This window comes from Actinotignum sp. usb-actsch-rep-73, from assembly GCF_059082735.1.
Map to the genome: position 1 here is coordinate 1 of NZ_JBHNPV010000032.1, position 20,280 is coordinate 20,280.

General features: G+C 58.2%; 14 protein-coding genes, 4 tRNA genes and 1 pseudogene. 10 read left to right on the top strand and 9 right to left on the bottom strand.

Going from position 1 to position 20,280, the window contains the following annotated elements; genetic code table 11:
- A pseudogene (locus tag AC5RE1_RS01945) lies at positions 1-1,571 on the bottom strand (hypothetical protein); the annotation flags it as partial.
- 361 nt (positions 1,572-1,932) lie between these two features.
- Here AC5RE1_RS01945 and AC5RE1_RS01950 point away from each other — a divergent pair.
- Complete coding sequence (locus AC5RE1_RS01950; protein ID WP_131367606.1) at positions 1,933-2,124, top strand: hypothetical protein; 192 nt, start codon at positions 1,933-1,935, stop codon at positions 2,122-2,124.
- A 16-nt stretch (positions 2,125-2,140) separates the two neighbouring features.
- Here the strand turns inward: AC5RE1_RS01950 and AC5RE1_RS01955 are convergent, their stop codons facing one another.
- The 3 genes from AC5RE1_RS01955 to AC5RE1_RS01965 form a co-directional block, all read right to left on the bottom strand.
- Complete coding sequence (locus AC5RE1_RS01955) at positions 2,141-3,337, bottom strand: NUDIX hydrolase (RefSeq protein ID WP_006680727.1); 1,197 nt, start codon at positions 3,335-3,337, stop codon at positions 2,141-2,143.
- A 208-nt stretch (positions 3,338-3,545) separates the two neighbouring features.
- Positions 3,546-5,942 carry an RNA degradosome polyphosphate kinase gene (locus AC5RE1_RS01960; RefSeq protein ID WP_006680726.1) on the bottom strand — a complete coding sequence of 799 codons (2,397 nt, stop codon included), beginning with the start codon at positions 5,940-5,942 and terminating at the stop codon, positions 3,546-3,548.
- 166 nt (positions 5,943-6,108) lie between these two features.
- Positions 6,109-6,741 (bottom strand): hypothetical protein, encoded by a 633-nt coding sequence (locus AC5RE1_RS01965; protein ID WP_006680725.1) that lies wholly within the window; start codon positions 6,739-6,741, stop codon positions 6,109-6,111.
- Between the two features lie 79 nt (positions 6,742-6,820).
- On the opposite strand from AC5RE1_RS01965, the gene AC5RE1_RS01970 reads away from it, so the two are divergent.
- Positions 6,821-6,895, top strand: a tRNA-Lys gene (locus AC5RE1_RS01970).
- Positions 6,896-7,286: 391 nt separating this feature from the next.
- On the opposite strand, the gene AC5RE1_RS01975 is transcribed toward AC5RE1_RS01970, so the two are convergent.
- The 3 genes from AC5RE1_RS01975 to AC5RE1_RS01985 all read right to left on the bottom strand — a co-directional run bounded on the left by AC5RE1_RS01975 (position 7,287) and on the right by AC5RE1_RS01985 (position 10,661).
- Positions 7,287-8,159, bottom strand: a complete 873-nt coding sequence (locus AC5RE1_RS01975; RefSeq protein ID WP_006680724.1) for an EamA family transporter — start codon at positions 8,157-8,159, stop codon at positions 7,287-7,289.
- A gap of 6 nt (positions 8,160-8,165) precedes the next feature.
- The gene (gene msrB / locus AC5RE1_RS01980) at positions 8,166-8,585 is read right to left on the bottom strand and encodes a peptide-methionine (R)-S-oxide reductase MsrB (RefSeq protein ID WP_006680723.1); all 420 of its coding nucleotides are present in this window, start codon (positions 8,583-8,585) and stop codon (positions 8,166-8,168) included.
- 90 nt (positions 8,586-8,675) lie between these two features.
- Positions 8,676-10,661, bottom strand: coding sequence for a mechanosensitive ion channel family protein (locus AC5RE1_RS01985; protein WP_493938255.1), 1,986 nt, complete (start codon positions 10,659-10,661; stop codon positions 8,676-8,678).
- Positions 10,662-10,883: 222 nt separating this feature from the next.
- Between AC5RE1_RS01985 and AC5RE1_RS01990 the strand changes: the two genes are divergently transcribed.
- The 7 genes from AC5RE1_RS01990 to AC5RE1_RS02020 all read left to right on the top strand — a co-directional run bounded on the left by AC5RE1_RS01990 (position 10,884) and on the right by AC5RE1_RS02020 (position 14,333).
- Positions 10,884-10,956 (top strand) — tRNA-Glu (locus tag AC5RE1_RS01990).
- Between the two features lie 60 nt (positions 10,957-11,016).
- Positions 11,017-11,090, top strand: a tRNA-Asp gene (locus tag AC5RE1_RS01995).
- Between the two features lie 27 nt (positions 11,091-11,117).
- Positions 11,118-11,193, top strand: a tRNA-Phe gene (locus AC5RE1_RS02000).
- Positions 11,194-11,407: 214 nt separating this feature from the next.
- Positions 11,408-13,024: a P-loop NTPase family protein gene (locus tag AC5RE1_RS02005; RefSeq protein WP_493938256.1), complete on the top strand. Its 1,617-nt coding sequence runs from the start codon at positions 11,408-11,410 to the stop codon at positions 13,022-13,024.
- 113 nt (positions 13,025-13,137) lie between these two features.
- The gene (locus tag AC5RE1_RS02010) at positions 13,138-13,566 is read left to right on the top strand and encodes a phage holin family protein (protein ID WP_006680715.1); all 429 of its coding nucleotides are present in this window, start codon (positions 13,138-13,140) and stop codon (positions 13,564-13,566) included.
- Positions 13,563-13,871, top strand: coding sequence for a DUF3618 domain-containing protein (locus tag AC5RE1_RS02015; protein WP_179370120.1), 309 nt, complete (start codon positions 13,563-13,565; stop codon positions 13,869-13,871). The genes AC5RE1_RS02010 and AC5RE1_RS02015 overlap by 4 nt, the downstream gene beginning before the upstream one ends.
- A 195-nt stretch (positions 13,872-14,066) precedes the next feature.
- The gene (locus AC5RE1_RS02020; RefSeq protein WP_006680713.1) at positions 14,067-14,333 is read left to right on the top strand and encodes a DUF3073 domain-containing protein; all 267 of its coding nucleotides are present in this window, start codon (positions 14,067-14,069) and stop codon (positions 14,331-14,333) included.
- A gap of 287 nt (positions 14,334-14,620) precedes the next feature.
- Here the strand turns inward: AC5RE1_RS02020 and purM are convergent, their stop codons facing one another.
- Together purM and purF are read right to left on the bottom strand one after the other, a co-directional pair.
- Positions 14,621-15,811, bottom strand: a complete 1,191-nt coding sequence (gene purM, locus AC5RE1_RS02025; protein ID WP_179370119.1) for a phosphoribosylformylglycinamidine cyclo-ligase — start codon at positions 15,809-15,811, stop codon at positions 14,621-14,623.
- A gap of 91 nt (positions 15,812-15,902) precedes the next feature.
- On the bottom strand, positions 15,903-17,507 hold the full coding sequence (gene purF / locus AC5RE1_RS02030; RefSeq protein WP_179370320.1) for an amidophosphoribosyltransferase: 1,605 nt from the start codon (positions 17,505-17,507) through the stop codon (positions 15,903-15,905).
- Between the two features lie 251 nt (positions 17,508-17,758).
- On the opposite strand from purF, the gene AC5RE1_RS02035 reads away from it, so the two are divergent.
- The gene (locus AC5RE1_RS02035) at positions 17,759-20,221 is read left to right on the top strand and encodes a (Fe-S)-binding protein (protein WP_179370118.1); all 2,463 of its coding nucleotides are present in this window, start codon (positions 17,759-17,761) and stop codon (positions 20,219-20,221) included.
- Positions 20,222-20,280 lie beyond the last annotated feature (59 nt).

Sequence of the window (20,280 nt, forward strand, 5' to 3'; positions counted from 1 at the left end):
CCGTCTTTCATCTTGAACCCGGTTGACCCAACAGAGGGCTTAAAACCATGTGAAGCATCAACCTGCACTTCACTGATCGTCTCACCGGCCGCAACGTTTTCGTCAGTGACCGCCTGGCCTTCAGGGAAAAACACAAGCTTCTGCGTAAACGTCAGCTCGTCACCCTTAAACCCAGCCTTACCAGTGAAGTTCGGGTGAGACTCAGGCATTTCGGTGACGAACATGTCGTCGACAAGGTACGAGCCCGACTTGGTGGTACGAACCGACAAACTCGTATCCACATTCGCCTTGAAACGATATGACAGGGTTTCATCACCCAACCCGAACTGGTCGTGCCAGTCGGCGTGCACCAATTCCTTAATGTCAATCGCCGGATCACCAATCGTGCCAGGCTGAGCATCCTTGACAACCTTCCACACCCACGTGTAAAACCCAGGGGCTAAGCCTGCCACATCAACATTGACACTATGCTCACCAGGACCGGTAGCAGTAAACGACGCAGTCGCAACCACATGAGCATCTGCGGGAACCTCATCACGGGGGTCTACCGGCTCTTCGCCCAACGCATAGGCAGTGCCCTCATACACAACCGGAACCGGCTTGCCATCAATTTCCAGCCACTTACCATCACCATAATTCGGGTCAGCACTGGCAGTGATCGTGTCCGACAACGTCTGAGAATCAATCACCTTAGACGAACCCACATTGGACGTAGCAATCGGCTGAAAATCAAAAATCACCTCAAACGACGGACCCGCAACCGTCTCAGAACGCAGGCTTGAACTGTCGAACCAGATCACATCCTGGCGCACCCCCCTAGAAGAGGCATATCCCAAAGCAGAGTATCCAAGATTGTCATACTTAATACTCGAGTGAACCGTGCCGTTCGCTGTTGAACGCCATTGAATACCATCAATACGCGATGCGGTAGTTGTTCCCGTATAGGTGTTCGTCCCAGTCGCTTCGAAGACAGCCGGACCGTTCAAAGTGATAGTGAATGGTTTGCCCGCGATCAGAGTTCCATCAGCATTAGTAACACCAATGCCGTCAATAGTGCCAAAGCGCATACGCTCACCCGTCACCGTACCAGGTTTCCACCCAACAACACCGACCGCTTTTGCTTCAGCAACCATCTGACGAGCACGAGACTGAATGCTTTCGGGAACGGAAGCAAGAAGCGTATTCACATTCGCCTGAGCACGACGCGAGTTCTCAAAATTCACGTGAGCAAGAAAAGCAGTCGCAGCCGCATCAACATCGGTATTCGAAAACTCAAGCGAAGTTGGCGTATACCACTTCATGATGTACGCCATCTGCGCAATATCAACACTCAAATCAGCCGGACGAGACAAAGAAGGTTGAACCGTCAACTGACCGGGTGTCACGACCACCTCTGCTGCAGGATTGACTGCGTCAGCCTGAATACACAAACCAGGAACCGGCTGACCACTATAGGGAATCCACGTCCCCAACCAGCCAGACAATCCAGCAATCGGCACACCACGAACCCACGAACCCGCAGCAACAGAAGCAGGAGCCAAAGCAGTCAACGAGGCACACACAACCACCATCGTTACAAGAGAGGCTAAGATAGACCTCAGCCGTGAGTAGTGTGCCACCCTAGGCACAGAAGAATCCACCATCATCAAATTCCTTTCAACTGATGGGAATACATATGGAACCCACCAACTTGGCGATCAGCTTTGCGAGAAGTGGGTTTCACGACGACGCCTGTCGTTGCCATCAGTGTTCCGCTCGGCGCACGTGGGTGCGAGTGGACTGAAAAGAAATTGTGGATAAAAAAATGGGAACCTCACGCTTGTTGATAAGTGGGTGCTTCTGCACCTAGAAAGACGCAATTGACGGTAATCCCTGCTTCCAGTCGACTCTCGGAAACAGATCGAGTCTTTTCTTACAACGAATGCCGGTGTCATGGGTTCAACGCTCACTGCAACGAACCTGTTTACTCACCGTGGTTTCGACTACGTTTCGCGTAAGTCGAACGTCAAACGACTGTTGCTGAACAACTCAATAACAATCCGAGCAGTCTTGAACGACGGCACCTATCGGAGAAAATCAGACCCAAGCATCCGAGAACAGCAATCCGACCCAAAAACGCGCTGAACGAAGTTGGCCGCCCCTAGAGCCCCAGAAGATCCTTCGTACGCGTACCATGCGTCTCGATAGCATCCACTTCAGGACGACCCGACGCATGCGAAATATGCACAACCAGCATCTGCGCGGTTGTCAGCCACGGACTCTCAGAAGGCAACAAGCGCAACAAAGTCGAAGGCGTGACCGCACGGATCGGATCCAACAGCGCCGGAATTGTCGGTCGATGCGCGCACACAACAACCGCGTTCGTCTGGCGCACACACTGCGCAACAACCGCCGAAGCCGACGCAGGATCAGCCGCAACCGCAGCTTCCGTGAGCTCGTCGCGAACCTCAACCTGGCCTCCGCCGACGCTCGTCCACGGGCCAAGCGTCTGCTGGCAACGAATCCACGACGACGACACGGCGCGCTCAATCCCAAACGCACTGAGAACATCAACCAAGCCCATCGCCTGTCGCACGCCCAAGCGCGTCAACGGGCGCGAGGCCTCATCGCCTGCCCACTGAGTACGCGACACCGCTTTCGCATGGCGAACGAGGCCCAACGTGACGGTAACAAGCCTGCCTTCTTCCGCTCGCGCAACGAGCTCTTGGAGTAGTCGCCGGTCACCTCGGCGGGTGAGCATCTGCTCGGCTTGATCGGGTGACACCCAGCGTGTCTCATCAATTTCGCTGGCCGGAGCTGGCTTCACGGGAGTGCGAACGCGGGAAATAGCAGAGGGCTGCGACAGTTGTACAGGCGAAACGACTGGCTGTTTGTCCGCGGGTTCGGGCATGTGAGTAGGCACAGGAGCCGGTTTGAGAGCCTGCCCCTTCTTGCGGTTCGCGAAAATAGCCGGAGAAATACGAACTTTCACCGGTGTAGACACTGGCGCAGAAATCGGCGTAGCAGTCGCCATAGGCGCGATCGTTGACGTGTCAAGACCGGTGCGACGGTCATCGTCGGCCAGCGTGCCCACCCAGTAGCGAACTTCCTTCGTCTGTCCGGAGCCAAGCCGGTAGCGCTGAGTTGTCAGCGGAGCACCCAAAATAACGGAGGCGCCAGTTTCTTCTTCGACCTCGCGGATGGCGGCGCAGATGATCGGTTCGTTCGCTTCCGATTTACCTTTCGGCCACGACCAGTCCTTGTAACGAGGACGGTGAACCATGAGGACTTCAATGTCCTCGGGCACAATCACCTGCCCGGGAACGCCCCGACGCTCGGGATCAACGAAACGCCACACTAAAGCTCCCGCAGCGCGCACAAGGCGCGTCGGGACTGGAGCCGGGCGAATCGAACGAGACACCCCCTTAGCCTACCGGCACGGCGCCCCACCCGCTGAATCAACGGAGATCACACAGCAGTTGCGCGCCCGCCAAGCGACCACGCCGAGTTGCTGGCTCAACTTCAGAGCGCGATCCTCGTCGAGCGAACCCGCGCCACCCCTTGCGTTACCGCCCGATCACGCGCGACGAGGCCGCCTCCATCAACTCAACTTGCAGATCAACAAGGGGCGAGCCGTCTTTGTTCACCTGATGACGCTTCCAGTTTCCGCTCTTCTTCAGCGCCCACGATGAGGTCTTCGATGAAACGCCACGCCTAATCAAGTTTGCGAGATACTCAACCTGGTCGGGGTCGCTCATGCGAACCAATGCTTCAACGCGACGATCCAGGTTGCGGTGCATCAGATCGGCAGAGCCAATCCACACTTCTTCCTCACCGGGCCCCCCGAACGCGTAAATACGCGAGTGCTCCAGGTAGCGACCAAGGATCGAGCGGACGCGTATGTTTTCAGACAAGCCGGGAACTCCGGCGCGGATCGCGCAGATGCCTCGAACTTGAACGTCGACTTTCACTCCGGCCTGTGAAGCGCGATAGAGGGCGTCAATCACGGCCTCGTCGACCACGGAATTCACCTTGATACCAATCCACGCTTCGCCACCAGCCTTCTTGCGCGCGATCTGGGCGTTGATGCGTTCAATGAGCCCATCGCGAATCGACAGCGGGGCAACCAGCAGTCGGTGGAACGTCGAACGAGGCGCATACCCGGACAATTGGTTGAATAGGCGGGTCAGGTCCTGAGCGACCTCACGATCGCAGGTAAGCAGGCCAAGGTCCTCATAGCCACGCGCGGTCTTTGGATGGTAGTTACCTGTGCCCACGTGGCAGTAGCGACGCAAACCGTCGGCTTCTTGGCGGACGACCAAGGAGAGCTTGCAGTGCGTTTTCAAACCGACCATGCCGTACACGACATGGACGCCCGCACGCTCCAGTTTTCGCGCCCAGCCGATATTCGCTTCCTCGTCGAAACGGGCTTTGATCTCGACAATTGCAACGACCTGTTTGCCGGATTGCGCTGCTTCAATCATCGCCGACACGATCGGCGAATCACCGCTGGTGCGATACAGCGTCTGTTTCATTGCCAGTACATTCGGATCACGGGCAGCCTGCGTGATGAACGCCTGCACCGACGTCGCAAACGAATCGTAAGGATGATGTAGCAAAACATCATGCGAGCGGATCTGAGCGAAAATATCACCCGCACGCGCCGACTCGAACTCCGCCAAGCCAGCGGCGGTCACCGGCACGTACTTCGTGTACTTCAAGTCCGTTAGATCCAGATCATGCAATTCGTTGCAGAGCGTCAAGTCCAGCGGAGCCGGAACGCTGACCACGTCAGCCGGCGAAATCTCAAGCTTTTCGATCAGGAAGTCACGGACGAACGATGAAATCGTATCCTCAACTTCAAGGCGTACAACCGGGCCAAACTTACGGCGCAGAAGCTCTTCCTCCATCGCCGTCAGCAGATTTTCAGCATCGTCTTCTTCGACCTCAAGATCTTCGTTACGCGTCACTCGGAACCCGTGAGCTTCAACGATTTCAACACCGGGGAACAGGTGCTCAAGGTGCGCGCGCACCACGTCTTCGAGCGTGATGAACGTCGTGCCTTCATCAGTCGCCACATATGATTCCGCAGGCCCACCCCCGATCACAGAATCCACGTTGATCAGGCGCGGAAGCGACTGGGGAACCTTCACGCGCGCGAAGTGCAGTTTGCCTGTCAGCGGATTGCGGACAACAACCGCGAGGTTCAAAGACAGGCCGGAAATGTAAGGGAACGGGTGTGACGGATCAACCGCCAACGGGGTCAGAACAGGGAAAATCTGACGACGGAAGTAGCGGGTGAGTTGAGCACGCTGATCTTCAGACACATCATCCCATCGAGCCAAACGAATCCCCTGCTCAGCAAGTGCCGGCAGAATATCGTCCTGGAATGCACGCGCCTGACGCGCAGTCAACTCCTGCGTACGTGCCTGAATTCCCTCAAGCACCTGACGCGGTTCCAACTCAGACGCGCCCTTCTTCGCGATCCCCGCGGCGATGCGACGCTTCAAACCGGCAACGCGCACCATGTAGAACTCGTCCAAGTTCGACGAGAAAATCGCAGTAAACCAGGCGCGTTCTAGCAGTGGCAACGTTGGATCTTCCGACTGTTCCAAGACACGCTGGTTAAACGCCATCCACGAGATCTCACGATCCGCGAAACGCCCCTTCGGCAGTGGCTTGTCCTCTCCGATTGGCGCAGACATATCAACGTCAGTCGTCAAAGCGGGGAGCACAATACGAGGCGTGGCCACATCGTCGTCATACTCAGAATCCTCATGTTCAACGCCCACAAGCCCGCCAGCCTGCGACGGAGGCACAAACATCTCTGTTGCCCGAGCGGTCTGAACACCATTGGTCATCTGAGTCGCGTCCGTGTTCTGCGCATCATCGCGCTCGTCGGGCATGACCGGTCCCGGCCACGAGTCGTCGGGCGCAGAGAATGTGGGTTCGTCGTTCGACATGAGGGCCTCTTCAAGCATCGTTGCTTTATGCGCGTTGGCGCATTGAACTGCCTTCTATGGTGTCATTGAGCGGGCGTTTTCGCACGCCAAAAGGGCTTCAACGCACCAAAGAATCACAACGTGCGGACATTGTGCTCTTGCAGTGCCCTCGTACCCCGCCGACTCACTATTCGAGCGCACCAACATGCGCCTCACGCGCACTGACGGACAGCTCTTCCGCCGTCTTCAAAAGCGCCTTCGCACGCGTCGAAACCGGGTAGGCCAGCGGATCATTCGGATCCGTGATCCACGAACCGCCACCACCGAAACCAGCAGCCAGCACTCGCATCGCATTCGACGCGTCCGTGATGACCTCTTCCAGATCATCGTCCGTCAGCTCGCCGGTCAGCAGTCGTGCGACATCCGCCATCACGTCCGCTAACTCCGGCAAGTTCAGAGGGTGTTCCAGTCCCGGAACAATATCGGCGTGCGCCCCATCCACGTATCGCTCATCAACGAGGCCGGGCTCGCGTTCATACCACTCGAGTAGAAGATAGAGTCGCCACAAAGCACCCGGCAGAGTGAACTCCGGGCTACGCGACCAGAGGTGTGCCACCTGGTCCACGCCCAGGTTCCGGACAAGAGCCCGAAGACGAAGCGTGGCCTCGCGGTCAAAATCCTCATCGCCCACGCCCATCAGCGCCCACGCACTCGAATGCGCCAAGCCGGAACTTGCCGCCGTGTCCTCGTCGCCGACGATTGACTCCGCCTTCGTTGGCGTCAACATGGCGGGGCGACGCGGTGAACACGATTTAACCATTAGAAGAATCCTTATTACAATAGAGACAGATCTTTACGATCTTGGGCGGTTCACGCGCTTTGGCGCGACCGAAACCGCTGGGCCTATAGCTCAATGGTAGAGCAGCGGACTTTTAATCCGTGGGTTGGGGGTTCGAGTCCCCCTGGGCCTACCACCACTTGCTTCGTCGGCTTTTCAAATGCCACTTCACCTGCATGGTTGCAGATCAGTGTGCGCACCTGCCTTCCGCATAGCTCACCCCTTAGCCTTCCACATTGGGGGGTCTACCAAGAATCTTAGAATCCGACCCTTCGTCGGCTTCTCCGCATTCTCCTCATAGAGATGACTCGTCGCATCAAGGGGCGCAGAAACACCATGGCGACGGCACTCCAATTGCGTGACGCCAACTCGCTCATCGGACTTCGGGCGTAGCTGGGCGCACCCTGCGACACACTGGTTCAAAGAAGAAAAATCCCCCGCCGAAATTCGGACCCAAGCCCATCACAAAGCAACCCGCGTGCACGTCAGCCAGAACCGGGAACCGTAAGTCCGGCCAGAACTACGCTTCAGCGCTGGAAGCGCGGGGACGACGCAATCCAGACTGCAATGGAAATCAGCACGAGTCCACCCAGCTCACCCAGCGTTGGGAGCTGACGGAGCATCACCGCACCCACAATCGTCGACGTTGCCGGAAGCATCGCCGTAAACAGGGCAAAGGTTGCTGCGCTGACACGCGACATCGCCAAAGCTTCTAAACTAAACGGAATTACCGTCGACAGCACACCCACCACGACGAGCGCCCCGAACAAGTGCGCAGACGTAAAACCTCCGACGCCACCGGGAGCCAACACAACCGAACTGAACAGCGCACTCCAACCGAGCGACGCTGCCAGATTCGATACCGCCGACCGTTTCGACGCAAGCTTCTGACCGACCATGATGTAGCCAGCCCACGCAGTCGCCGCCAACAGAATCCAGACAATACCAGCCTTCACGCCGGGCGCATCAAGGTCCAACCCAAGCCCAGAGATCGACACAACCCCAGCAAACGCAAGGAGGGCGGCGATGCGTGGCGCTGGGCCTCGTCCCCTAAAAATCGCAACCAGAACGGGGCCCACGAATTCCAACGACACGGCCGCACCAAGCGGGAGGCGAGCGATGGCTTCGTAGAAGGTGGAGTTCATCGAAATGATGAACACACCGAAAACCATGGACGTCACAAGATCTTTGCGACTCCACTTTTCACGCCACGGGCGACGCCACGCGAGCAGGATGCTCGCGGCGACTAAAACTCGCCACCATGCGACCGAAGCAGGCGACATCTGTGCAAACAGGCCGATTGCAATAGCTGCGCCAACGTACTGGATCAGCGCCGAACCGACGATGAAAAACTGAGCGGGAACCCTGTCCAGCCCCGACTTTGAAGGAAGCGATGGCACCGCGCATCATCCGCCCGCGGGCACGAAAGTGAGCGCTGCAGAGTTCATGCAGTAGCGGTTGCCCGTCGGCTGATTCGGCGCATCCGGGAACACGTGACCAAGGTGCGAACCGCAGTTCGAGCAACGAACCTCGGTACGAACCATGCCGTGCGAGCGGTCTTCAATCTCGGTCGTCGACGCGTCTTTCGCCTGATAGAAGCTCGGCCAACCGCAGTGCGATTCGAACTTGGTGCTCGCATCGAACAGCTGGGCACCACACGCCGCGCAGTGATACGCGCCGTCACGAGTTTCCCCCAGCAACTCTCCCGTGAAGGGGCGTTCGGTCCCCGCCTCGCGTAGCACGTGGTATTGCATCGGCGTCAAGATACGCTTCCACTGCGCATCGGTCATGTTCGCTGCATCGTTCAAGCTTGGAAAATCAGTCATACACCTATTGTCGCCCTTGAGGGACGAGGTCGCGATTCGCGATTAACCTTCGGACTTACCTTCACGCGGGTAGATGACACCCAGAGCGAATCAGAGGTGCTGGATCTTCGTTTCCGTCAGATCTTCGTCATGACCGTCGCCAGATTCTTCGCCATCACACACGATGGCCGGGAAGGATCCGGTGGCGTTCATTGCTTCTTGCTCGCGTGTTTCCTGTTCGCGCTCGCGACGTTGACGCGTCGCTTCACGTTCCGCGAGCGCGTCTTCACCCGGGCCGGCGAAGATCGCGGATCGTTCTTCAGCGTCAGGTGAACCGGAGAACAAGCGTTCGCCCTTGCCACTGGTTGTCAGGGTCATTGTTATGGCGTCCGGTTCTTTACTCTGCGAAGAAGTCTTTTCGCTCTGCTCGCTCTGCGAAGACGAGGTGGCTTGCTCTAAGGTGCTAGCCGACCCATTTTTTTCACTGAGCTCGTGGGTGCCGATAGCCCCCGTGGCCGTTACGCCCTGCGTTCCAGACACTGGCGATGAAGATTCTTCGGTACCCGGTTGAACACCCTTCGCAACAGCTTCGAGTACCTTCTGTAGCGTCCCGCGAGTCATCACCTGGGTCGACGAATCGTCGCTCGGAGAGGCCTCTCCGCGATCGCCCGCTTCAGCCAAGTCGCGTATACGATCCGCCATTGCACGTCGACGCGCACGCTTTGCTTTACGGCGTGCCGCGACCATACGAGCAGCGTGCTCCGCATCGATGCCTGCATCCTCACCTTCAAGGGCGTGACGCGCATCTTCGATCGCCGTATTACCAGACTCTTGACCCAGCGGAACCGAGGTGTCTCCGGCGATCGAGCGCAATTCAGCAGCGAACGCTGCAACCTGCGCGCGAGAGGTGTCATGCGCAACCGGTGTTCCCTGGTAGGTCTGAATGCGCGTCGACGGCCGAGTCCACGGTTCTTCGGCAACAATCCATTCGATCAAGCGTTCTCGCAAGTGGCAACGCAGATCCCACAGGTTTCCAGAGTTCGCGGCGGACACCAGAATTCGGATCGTGACCGTCGAGGTATCGGATGCCGTCATCTGAACGTTCCACGTACGCCCGTCCCACAGATCCGTCGAGGTCAGGATCTGCTCCACCTTCTGGCGAATCAGCGCCATCGGAGCAGACCAGTCCAGCTGGACTTCGACCGTTCCCAGCTGAGCGGCAGCCCGTCGTGTCCAGTTCTCGAAGGTTGTTGAGGTGAAGTAGGTCGAAGGAATAATCAGGCGTCGCTCATCCCACACTCGGACAACCACGTACGAGAGCGTGATTTCTTCAATCGCACCCGACTCTCCCCTCGCGTTCGCTACAACAACGTCGCCTACGCGGATCGCGTCCGTGAAAGCAAGCTGAATTCCAGCGAATACGTTGCCTAAGGTTTGTTGCGCGGCAAGACCTGCGATCACGGAGATCAAACCTGCGGATGCAAGTAGGGTTCCCATCGCCTGGCGCGCGGCCGCGAACGTCCCCAGAATGACGCAGATACCGACAATCACAACGAGAACCTGCGTCAAACGTCGTAGCACCTGGGCTTGGGTTGCAAAGCGCCTCGAACGCCCTTGATCCGCACGGTTACGCAGACGCGCCGCGTCTTCAAAAACCCACGCTGCCGAATACAGAATCCACGTCATCGCAACAATCGCCAGTATCAGCAGACCGTGAAGGGCGCTGGAGACTAGGGCCCCGTTCGACCATTTTGTCAGATCTGCTTCTTGCAGGCGCCAATTCAGTCCAATCCACGCGCCCCAGACCATCGCTGTGACATACAGGGGTGTGTGAACGCGCTTCACCAGCGCGGCTCCCACAGGCCAACGACGGAAGGTTCGACCGACAAGTGCGGAAACAAACGCGGCAACGACGAAACCGATCACCGCTGCCACTGCTGCGCTGAGCAGCAGTGAAGCAATATCAATGGCATTGCTCACCGCGACTTCCGCAACGCCCGACTGGGTGCCATCAGATTGCGCATCAGCTTCCGTGGCTATATACGAGGCCCCCCAGAGGGTCAGCATGTGCGAAGAAAACAGAGTCGGCAAAGTCATAGTCCAAGCCTAGGGGGTGATTCTTCAGATTGCTGAAGACGCACGGGCTTAGACGCGGACACCGAAAGCCTCAAATCGGAGAGAAACAATATGGAGTTTTCAGCGAATTTTAGCCATTTTTATTAACTGTGAGTCGGTTCACCATGATTCCGTTTTGCATTCCACCCCATTTTACACATATGCTTTTCCTCGTCTTCGGACGCCACTGTGGTGGCCGAAAAGGCCCCCATCGTCTAGCGGCCTAGGACACCGCCCTTTCACGGCGGCGACACGGGTTCAAATCCCGTTGGGGGTACTCTCTGACGGCACTCGTGCTGAACAGTGAAAATAACTCAATAGGTCTTACCTGTTGTAAGGCCCCGTAGCGCAGTTGGTTAGCGCGCCGCCCTGTCACGGCGGAGGTCGCGGGTTCAAGTCCCGTCGGGGTCGCCGACCAGACCTGCCGGTCCGGTTACTGGCTCTGTAGCTCAGTTGGTAGAGCGTTCGACTGAAAATCGAAAGGTCACCGGATCGACGCCGGTCGGAGCCACCAGATCCCCCGAAAGTTCACAAACTTTCGGGGTTTTTGTTTATCCCGAGCCCCGCTCCCGTTTTCATATGCACGAGGTCACTGGTTGCGTTTCCTTCATGCATCGCAGGAAATAACGGCTATTCGCGTCTTCGGGCTCGTACGCGCCTCCCACTATAGGGGTCATGCTGATCCAACACACGCACGGCAACGTGCCTCAATCTGAGACAATGCTGATATGACAAAGGACATCGACGTACACGGTCGCAAACCTTGGTTCAAGAGCGCTAAGTCTCATCATGCGCCAGGGCCAGGCGAAACTGTGACCGTCTTCTTGCGTGACGTGACGGCGAAGTCTGATCAGGGGATTCGCCTGCTCAACGGTGTTTCTTTGGGGTTCCGTTCGGCTTCACTGACCGCGATTTATGATCCGACGGGTAAGCGTGCGCGGGCTCTTTTTGATGTGATTGCGTCGTTTTCCCAGCCTGATTCTGGGGCCGTTTTTGTGCGTAGCCGACACGCGAATCGGCCTGGTCGTAGCGCCTCGGTTGCTCTGATTACCGCGTCTTCGCCGTTGAACCTGTCGTTGACTGTCCGCCAGAACCTTGTGGCTCCTCTTGCTCTGACCGGGGTGAGCGCGCGGGCGTCGACGTTCCATTCGATTACTCAGATTCTGGGGTTGAAGGATCTGTTGGATACGCCGACGTCTTCGTTGAAGAAAATTGACCTGTATGCCCTTCTTCTGGCGCAGGCTGTTATCGCTGGTGGCGACATTATTCTGGCGGATGACCCGACGTTCCTTCCGGCTCCGCTCAGGCTTGAGGCGATCGACTTGTTGAGCCGTCTCACGCAGTTCGATGCGACCGTCATCTGTGCGACGGCTGATGCGCAGGTCGCGGCCTCGTGCAAACGTGCTGTACTGCTGGCCAACTCGGTGTTGAGCGCGGACCTTATTCACCCGACGCTTCAGGCGATTAAGCAGGCTCAGAGCGAGGATGTTGATAACCCCGCAACCTACTTAGGTCCGATTCCTTCGGCTCTACCTGCGACTTCAGTTTCGGCAACGTCGGCTTCTCCGTCAGTTTCGTTTTCTCTGCCCATGTCACTTTCTGGGGACGAGGCCGGGGCTTCCACTCTGGATCAGGATTCTTCATCGCAGACCCAGGACAGCGAACCGCTAGCTGATGGTGAGCATGATGTACAGATTGCGATTCAGTGGAGGCCTTTGACGGATCACGCCACCGAAGAGGCTCAGACGGACACGAGCGATGATTCTGCGGAGCTTAGCGAAGACGTTGAGTCTGAGGATTCGAATACTGTTTCTGATGAACTTCCCGATTCGGAAGAACTGAAGCTCGAGGAGGAAACAGATGACGCAGACGCCACTGATTCTGAAGAGCCCGTTGCGGAACCGCGATACTCCGGTTTCACGAGGCTGACACCTTTCACCAGCGAGGTTGTTCGGACTCCTTCGCACGCTGAAGAAGCCGGCGATCTGGAGATTACTCCCGAAGATGATTCAACGGATGCCGATGTGTCTGTACCCCTCAACGAAAGCGAGGATGCGCCGGAGGAAGACGACACTCCGATAGCAGACGAAGATGCCGACTCAACGCATCCGGTCGATCTGCCCCGCCGGGATGAAGAACCCGATCCGATCACTCAAGCGATTCGTTTGCTCGCATCGCCGAACGGCCGAGAAGCCCTTGCCGAAGCCGCACATTCACATGCTGGCCAAGCCTCGTATCCATCGAACGGAACGGGACATAACGCACCCACGCCCCAACAGGCAGAAGTCATCGACAAAGCGCGCAAGATCTTGGACGAGCTCCCCGGTTCGGTGATCCCGGAATAGGCTCCGATCTGCGCGGTCACCACATACGACTGCAGGGGCGCGCAGAACGTGAGAAACTGGAGTAAAGCGCGGAACCTACCGCAAGAAACGAACTCAGGAAGCGAGCGTCACCGATGACAACTCCGCTCGAACCGATCGAGGAACCCAAGGCAGCAAAAGCTCGCCCCGCATCGATGGGGGAACTGTTTGCGACCCTGTCCTCGCAGATTACGACGCTGGTCAACGGCGAAATCGAGCTGAACAAGCTCAAAGCTAAGAACTTTGTGAAGAGGATCGGCATCGGTGGCGTCCTGCTTGCGGTTGCAGCCGTTTTTGCGCTCTACCTGCTCGGATGGGTGTTCCACACCGTCGAGATCGCTATCGCAATCGCTCTTCCCGCGTGGGCCGCCTCGCTCATCACCACCGGCATTCTGCTCCTGATCGTGCTGATTTTGGCGCTTGTTGGTGCCTCGTTCTTGAAGAAGTCGCAGGCAGACAAGCCGGATCCGAAGGAACACATCACCCGTGACATCAACGCGCTGAAGAAAGGCTTGGGCAAGTGAGCGACATCAAGGAAACCAGCGAGCGCACCGAAGCTCAGATTCTCGCCGACTTGGCGACTACGCGCGCCGAAATGACGGCCACCGTCGATGAGCTCTTCGGTCGTGTTCAGCCGTCGTACATCATGGATCAGACGAAGGAAACCGCGAAGGCAAAGTTCGCCAACTTCCAGACTCAGGCTCAGATCACCGTTCAGGATGCCAAGGATGGCGAACCCGAGGCCCTGAAGAAGGTCGGTATCGCGGTGGCCGGAGCGGCCACAGTTGTCGGTCTGATCGTTCTCAACATCATTCGTAAGAAGCACTGATTTTCAGATTCTTATTCGATCATTTCGTTGAAAAACCGGCTTTTTGCCGGCAGCGCCGGGGAACCAAGCGCGCCCGTGGGTATGGACGCATGTGAGCATTGCGCCCGAATAACGCTATGATGTTCCCACGACACATTTTCATTAACCAGGGCACCGCCTCGCGCGGACCCGAACAACGCGGAGGGGGTCGACGCCATGGGGCGCGGCCGTCAAAAGGCCAAGCAGACGAAAGTCGCACGCAAGCTGAAGTATTTCAGTCCTGATACCGATCTCGACGCTTTGCAGCGCGAGCTCGCTTCCTCTGAGCACTCTCATTACGACGAGTACGACTACGAGGACGCAGAGGACAAGCAGGACGAAGAAGACGACCTCTACTCCAAATACGCGGATTTTGCCGACGCCGATGATGCGGAGGAATCTCCCGAGCTCGACGAGGACTTCTGGATCAACCCGTCCAAGTGACGCACCCGTATGCGTTCCGTTGAACTCACGGTGTCACGTAGTGCCACTACGGTGCATTGCCGACGCTGACTGAAGAGGTTTGTTGATGACTAGCTCATACGCTGGTCTTCGTGTACCCATTTCACGTGTGAATAGAAGAGTGCCGAAACCCCGGGTGGGGCTTCGGCACTCTTTGTATGAGGTGATGGGAGGGTGTATGGGGTGATGCGAAGCTTTCCAATAAAGGGCTTCCGACTTTCGATGAAGCGGGACCTTCTGGCCTTCCGATCACCTTCCGACGAAGTTTCTCAAGCGATTCGGTACTGGCCGTGCAGGCGAACAGCTCCCGCGTTCACGCCCTTCGTTCCAGAGATGATGCGAGCGTCAGTCAAGCCAGATTCGTCATCAGCGTTCTTTTCGGAACGAACGGTGCCGAGAACCCATGCATCAATGCCAGTAGCCTTAGTCGCAGCCATGACAGCGTCTGCACTTTCAGCGCCAACAACACCAACCATGCCAACGCCTAGGTTGAGCGAGTCTTCCATGCCTTCCCAGCTGACGGATCCGCCACGGCGCACCCAGTCGAAGACCGGCGGGACAACCCAGGATCCGCGATCGACGTCCGCAAGTGATCCCTTGGGGAGGACACGGGAGAGGTTTGCTCCCAGTCCGCCACCGGTCACGTGGGACAGGGCGTGAATGCCGGTCAGGCCAGCACCCGCCACAGACTCCGCCGAAGAAGCGCCAGCTTCACCCAGCATTCCAACGCCGAACTGACCAATCAGATCAAGACACAACGTGGTGTACAGGCGCGTGGGCTCTAGGAGTTCTTCACCGAGCGTGCGACCGAATTCTTCAACGTGGGCATCCAGCGCGAGCCCGGTTCGCGCGACAACGGAACGCACCAGCGAGTATCCGTTGGAGTGCAGGCCGGATGATGCCATAGCGATCAACACGTCGCCGTCAGCAACGCGTTCTGGCCCAAGCAACATGTCAGCGTCAACAACGCCGGTTGCTGCGCCAGCGATATCGTAGTCGTCGGGTTCCATGACACCGGGGTGTTCCGCGGTTTCGCCACCGATCAGCGGGGTTCCGGTTGCTTCGCAGGCGCGAGCGATGCCGGTGACGATCGCTGCGATACGTTCGGGGACAACGTGTCCGCACGCGATGTAGTCGGTCATCAGCACGGGGCGTGCGCCGATCACGACGATATCGTCAACGACCATGCCAACCAGGTCCTGGCCGATGGTGTCGTGGATGTCCATGGCCTGCGCGATAGCAATCTTCGTACCAACGCCGTCCGTGGAGGTGGCGAGCAACGGCTTCTTCATGCCAAGCAACGCCGAAGCATCAACCATGCCCGCGAATCCACCGGTTGCGCCGAGGACGGTCGCGTCGTGCGTACGTGACACGGCTTCCTTCATGAGTTCGACAGCGCGGTCTCCTGCCACGGTGTCGACGCCAGCTGACGCGTAGTCGAGGGGGGTGTTCTCGCTCATCGAAGCTCCCTTGGTGAGGTGCGGTGGTGGGGTGGCCGGTTGAGGATCATGGTGCATATCCGGCATCGCGTGGTCACGAGGCCGTATCCGGTTAGCAACTGATAGCCCCTGGAGTGCCGGGGATAGGTGTGCCTGCAGGGATTGTTTCGGGGTAGTCGCCGGTGAAGCAGCCAAGACAGAGGCCGGTTCCCTGGCGAGTCGCGCGAACCATGCCCGGCATCGACAGGTATGCCAGCGAATCGGCGCCAATAGAAGCACAAACCTCGTCAACGTTCATCGCCGAGGCGATCAGTTCCGCGCGGGTCGGGAAGTCGATACCGAAGAAACATGGCCACTGGACCGGCGGTGATGAAATTCTGACGTGTACTTCGGATGCGCCAGCCTCGCGCAACATGCGAACCAGGGCCCGCTGAGTATTTCCGCGGACGATGGAGTCGTCGATGACGATCAGCCGCTTCCCCCCGATAACCTCGCGCAACGGGTTGAGTTTCAGGCGAATACCCAACTGGCGTAGTGACTGAGTCGGTTGAATGAAGGTTCGGCCAACGTAGGCGTTCTTCACGAGGCCCTGCGCGAAGGGAATACATGACGCCTCTGCATAGCCGATGGCGGCCGGAGTGCCCGATTCAGGCGTGGGGATCACCAGATCGGCTTCGACACCTGACTCTTCGGCGAGGATCGCGCCCATCTCACGGCGCGCCGCCACAATCTGACGATCACCGATGACGGTGTCAGGGCGGGCAAGGTACACGTATTCAAAGACGCAGGTGTTGGAGCGTTTAACCGCGAAGTGGCGTGAGTGAACACCGCTTTGGTCGATTGCGATGAGCTCGCCGGGTTCAATTTCGCGGACGAACGTGGCACCGCACAGGTCAAGGGCGGAGGTTTCGGAAGCCAAGACCCAGCCGGAGTACAGGCGACCCAGTACTAGCGGTCGATATCCGTGGGGGTCGCGCGCAGCGTAGAGCGTGTTCTCGTCCATGAAGACCAGCGAGAACGCACCCTTCAAGCGTGGAAGGACCTTCAGGGCCGCCGGGATGAGAGACGAATAGCCTTCTGTTGTCCCCTGTGCCGGCACCTCGCTAGACGAGGAAGCAGAACCGGCCTCTAAGGTCGACGACTGCGCAAAAGAAGCAGAATCGCCCTGGTCCATGGAGGACGCAAGGGCGAGCGCTGGAGGAATAAACGGCACAGGTCCAGGGATACGATCTGCCAGTCCAAGAAGGGCCGTGACGATGGATGTGTCCGTGGTTGCACCATGTTCAATGTCGTCACCTTCGTCGGCGATTTTCTTCGCCAGCTCACGCAGTTCGGTCGTGTTCGTCAGGTTGCCGTTGTGGCAGAGAGCGACCGTTCCGTTTGGCGTGGGACCGAGCGTGGGCTGGGCGTTACGCCACGTATCCGCCCCCGTAGTCGCGTAGCGGACATGTCCGATGGCGACGTGGCCGGTCAGGCCTTGAAGGGTTTGTTCCGTGAACACCTGGTTCACCAAGCCTTGGTCTTTGTAGACCAGAATCTGAGAGCCGTTCGAGGTTGCGATACCGGCGGACTGCTGTCCTCGGTGTTGCAGAGCATATAGCGAGAAGTAGGTGAGTCGCGAAACGTCCTCACCGGGCGCCCACACGCCGAAGACACCACAGTGGTCGTGCGGTCGGTCGTCTTCGAAGATCTCTTGGTCGGATAGGGGCTTGTCCATGTTCACCGAGTCTGTGATCACGGCTTCACCTTCTCACAGATTGACGTGCGCGTGCCACGAGCGTCCGGGTGAGGTGAGGAACTCATCCCATTCCTCTCCGGATCTTTCGCAACAGTGAGCGCGCGAAAAATGCGAATGAGGAGCGGAGCATATTGAGTCGAAACCGCGCGTTTGCACCCCACAACGCCATGTGCAGACAGTGGGTGCGACAATGAAAGCAGTTGATTCCTATCCGTTCGGAGATCATTTCGATGGCATCTTCTGCTCTGAGTGTTGTGTGCTGGGTGTTTTCCCTGCTGGTGACTCTGCTCGCCCTGCTGGCGTTCGGTCGCGGTATCGCACATATCTGGCGCCAGATCAACCAGGGCCAGCCTGATCCGGGGCGTCTGCGCCCGGTGGGCAAGCGCCTATGGTCGATGATTTCTACGATTTTGACTCACCGTGAGTTCAAGCATCGCCCGTGGGTGAAGGTCGCTCACTGGCTGGTGATGATCTCCTTCCCTCTGCTGTTCCTCACGCTTGTTGCCGGCTATGGGCAGTTGCGCGATCAGATGTATGCCCTGCCGCTGCTGGGGCATTTTGCGCCGTGGGAGTGGCTGACAGAGGTCCTCGCCTGGGGTGGTCTGCTGGGCATCATCTACCTGATGACCGTGCGCAAGCGCGCTGGCCACGGCAGTGTCGCTGAGGCAGCCGTGTCGAATGATGATCAGGCTTCCCTGACGGGTGACGACGCGCCACTGTCCCGCCCGCACCCGCGCGACGGTTCACCGCAAGGGTTGGCGTCGCGTTTCCTCGGGTCGACGAAATGGCAGGCGCTGTTCGTCGAGTGGGTCGTTCTGATTGTGTGCGTGTGCATCATCGGTTTACGAGGCCTCGAATACGGCCTGATGTTCGAACACAATGTGGGTCAGGAATGGCCGTTGCCTCTGATTGTTCACTTCCCGCTAACCGGGTGGATCGGCGCGCTTGCTGTGAGGGCTGGACTTGGCTCAACCGGTCTTGCAAACGCGATCGCCGTAGTTGCGACCGTCAAGATCATGACGTCAATGCTCTGGATGATGGTCATCGGCGTACAGACGTCGATGGGCGTTGCATGGCACCGTTTCATTGCGATCGTCAACCTGTATGCGCGTCGCAACGTTGACGGCACAAAGTCGCTTGGTCCCGCCGATCACATGCTGATCAACGGCGTGCCGGTGACCAGTGAAGAACAGTTCGAAGATCTTCCCGAGGACACGGTTCTGGGTACGGGCAGTGCCACCGACCTGTCGTGGAAGGCACGCCTTGACCTGTATGCCTGCACGGAATGTGGTCGTTGCCAGGAACTCTGCCCCGCGTGGAATACGGGCAAACCCCTCTCCCCCAAGCTTTTGATCATGTCGATGCGCGACCACATGGAGTCAGCGTCAAATAAAGAGATCGTCTCTCAGGAACTTGTTGACGGTAACGTCCCCGGTGACCGCACTGTTGCCGACGTGATTGAGCACGGCGATCTGATGCTGGATAAGGGCGTTGAGCCTTCCCCGCATTCCTTCGATGTCCTGCAGATGCTTTCCGCGTCCGGGGCAACTGGTCCTGAGGGTGTCACTGACGTCGCCGGACCACTGGTTCCCGGCGTTGTCAGCGAGGAAGTCCTCTGGGATTGCACGATGTGTGGCGCCTGCGTCGAACAATGCCCCGTCGACATTGAGCACATCGACCACATTCTTGACCTGCGTCGCCACCAAGTGCTGATGGAAGCCGCATTCCCACGCGAACTGGGACGCGCATTCCGTGGCATGGAATCAAAGGCCAACCCTTACAACCAGCCGGCACGAAAGCGTTTGGATTGGGCGAAGAACCTGGAGTTCGACGTGCCCGTGATCGGCGAAGATATCAAGAGCGCTGAAGAGGTTGACTACCTGTTCTGGGTGGGTTGCGCGGGCGCTTTCGACGATAAGGCAAAGCAGACCAGTGCTGCCGTGGCAGAGCTATTGCACACTGCCGGCGTTTCCTTCGCTGTCCTCGGTTCGGGTGAGTCGTGCACGGGTGATGCTGCGCGCCGTGCCGGCAATGAGGTTCTCTTCCAGATGCTCGCCGCACAGGCGATTGAGACTCTGAATGAGGCGAAGGCTCAGAAGATCGTTGTCTCGTGCGCTCACTGCTTCAACACGATTGCTGGCGAGTACCCCGAGCTCGGTGGTCACTTCGATGTCATCCACCACACCCAGTTGCTGAACCGCCTAGTGCGCGAAGGTCTGCTGAAGCCGGTTGCTCCAGGCTCTCCGTCTGATACCGACCAAGCGGGTCGCCCCCTGCACGTCACCTATCACGATGCCTGCTACCTGGGTCGCCATAACCGCGTTTACGAGCCACCGCGCGAACTGGTCGCTTCCATCCCAGGTGTTGAGGTTGTTGAGATGCCTCGTAACCGCGACCGCGCCATGTGCTGCGGTGCCGGTGGCGCGCACGCCTGGTTCGAAGAATCACGAGGCACCCGCATTAGTGATGCTCGCATTGTCGAGGCAGCATCAACAGGCGCTGACGTGGTCGCCACTGCGTGCCCGTTCTGTTCGCAGATGCTGGGGTCTGCGTCCGGTTCCTCGGCGGGCTTCTTGTCCGCCTCTGGCCAGGGCGCACCTGCTGACGGCGCCACGTTGACGGAAGCCACTTCCCTGCCCGAGGTGAAAGACGTGGCGGTCATGTTGCTCGAAGCCGTGAAGCGCGGTCAGTAGGGTCGTTATTCTCTTCCGTTCTGCCGAGCCAAGACTGTATTTGACTGGGTATTTTCACC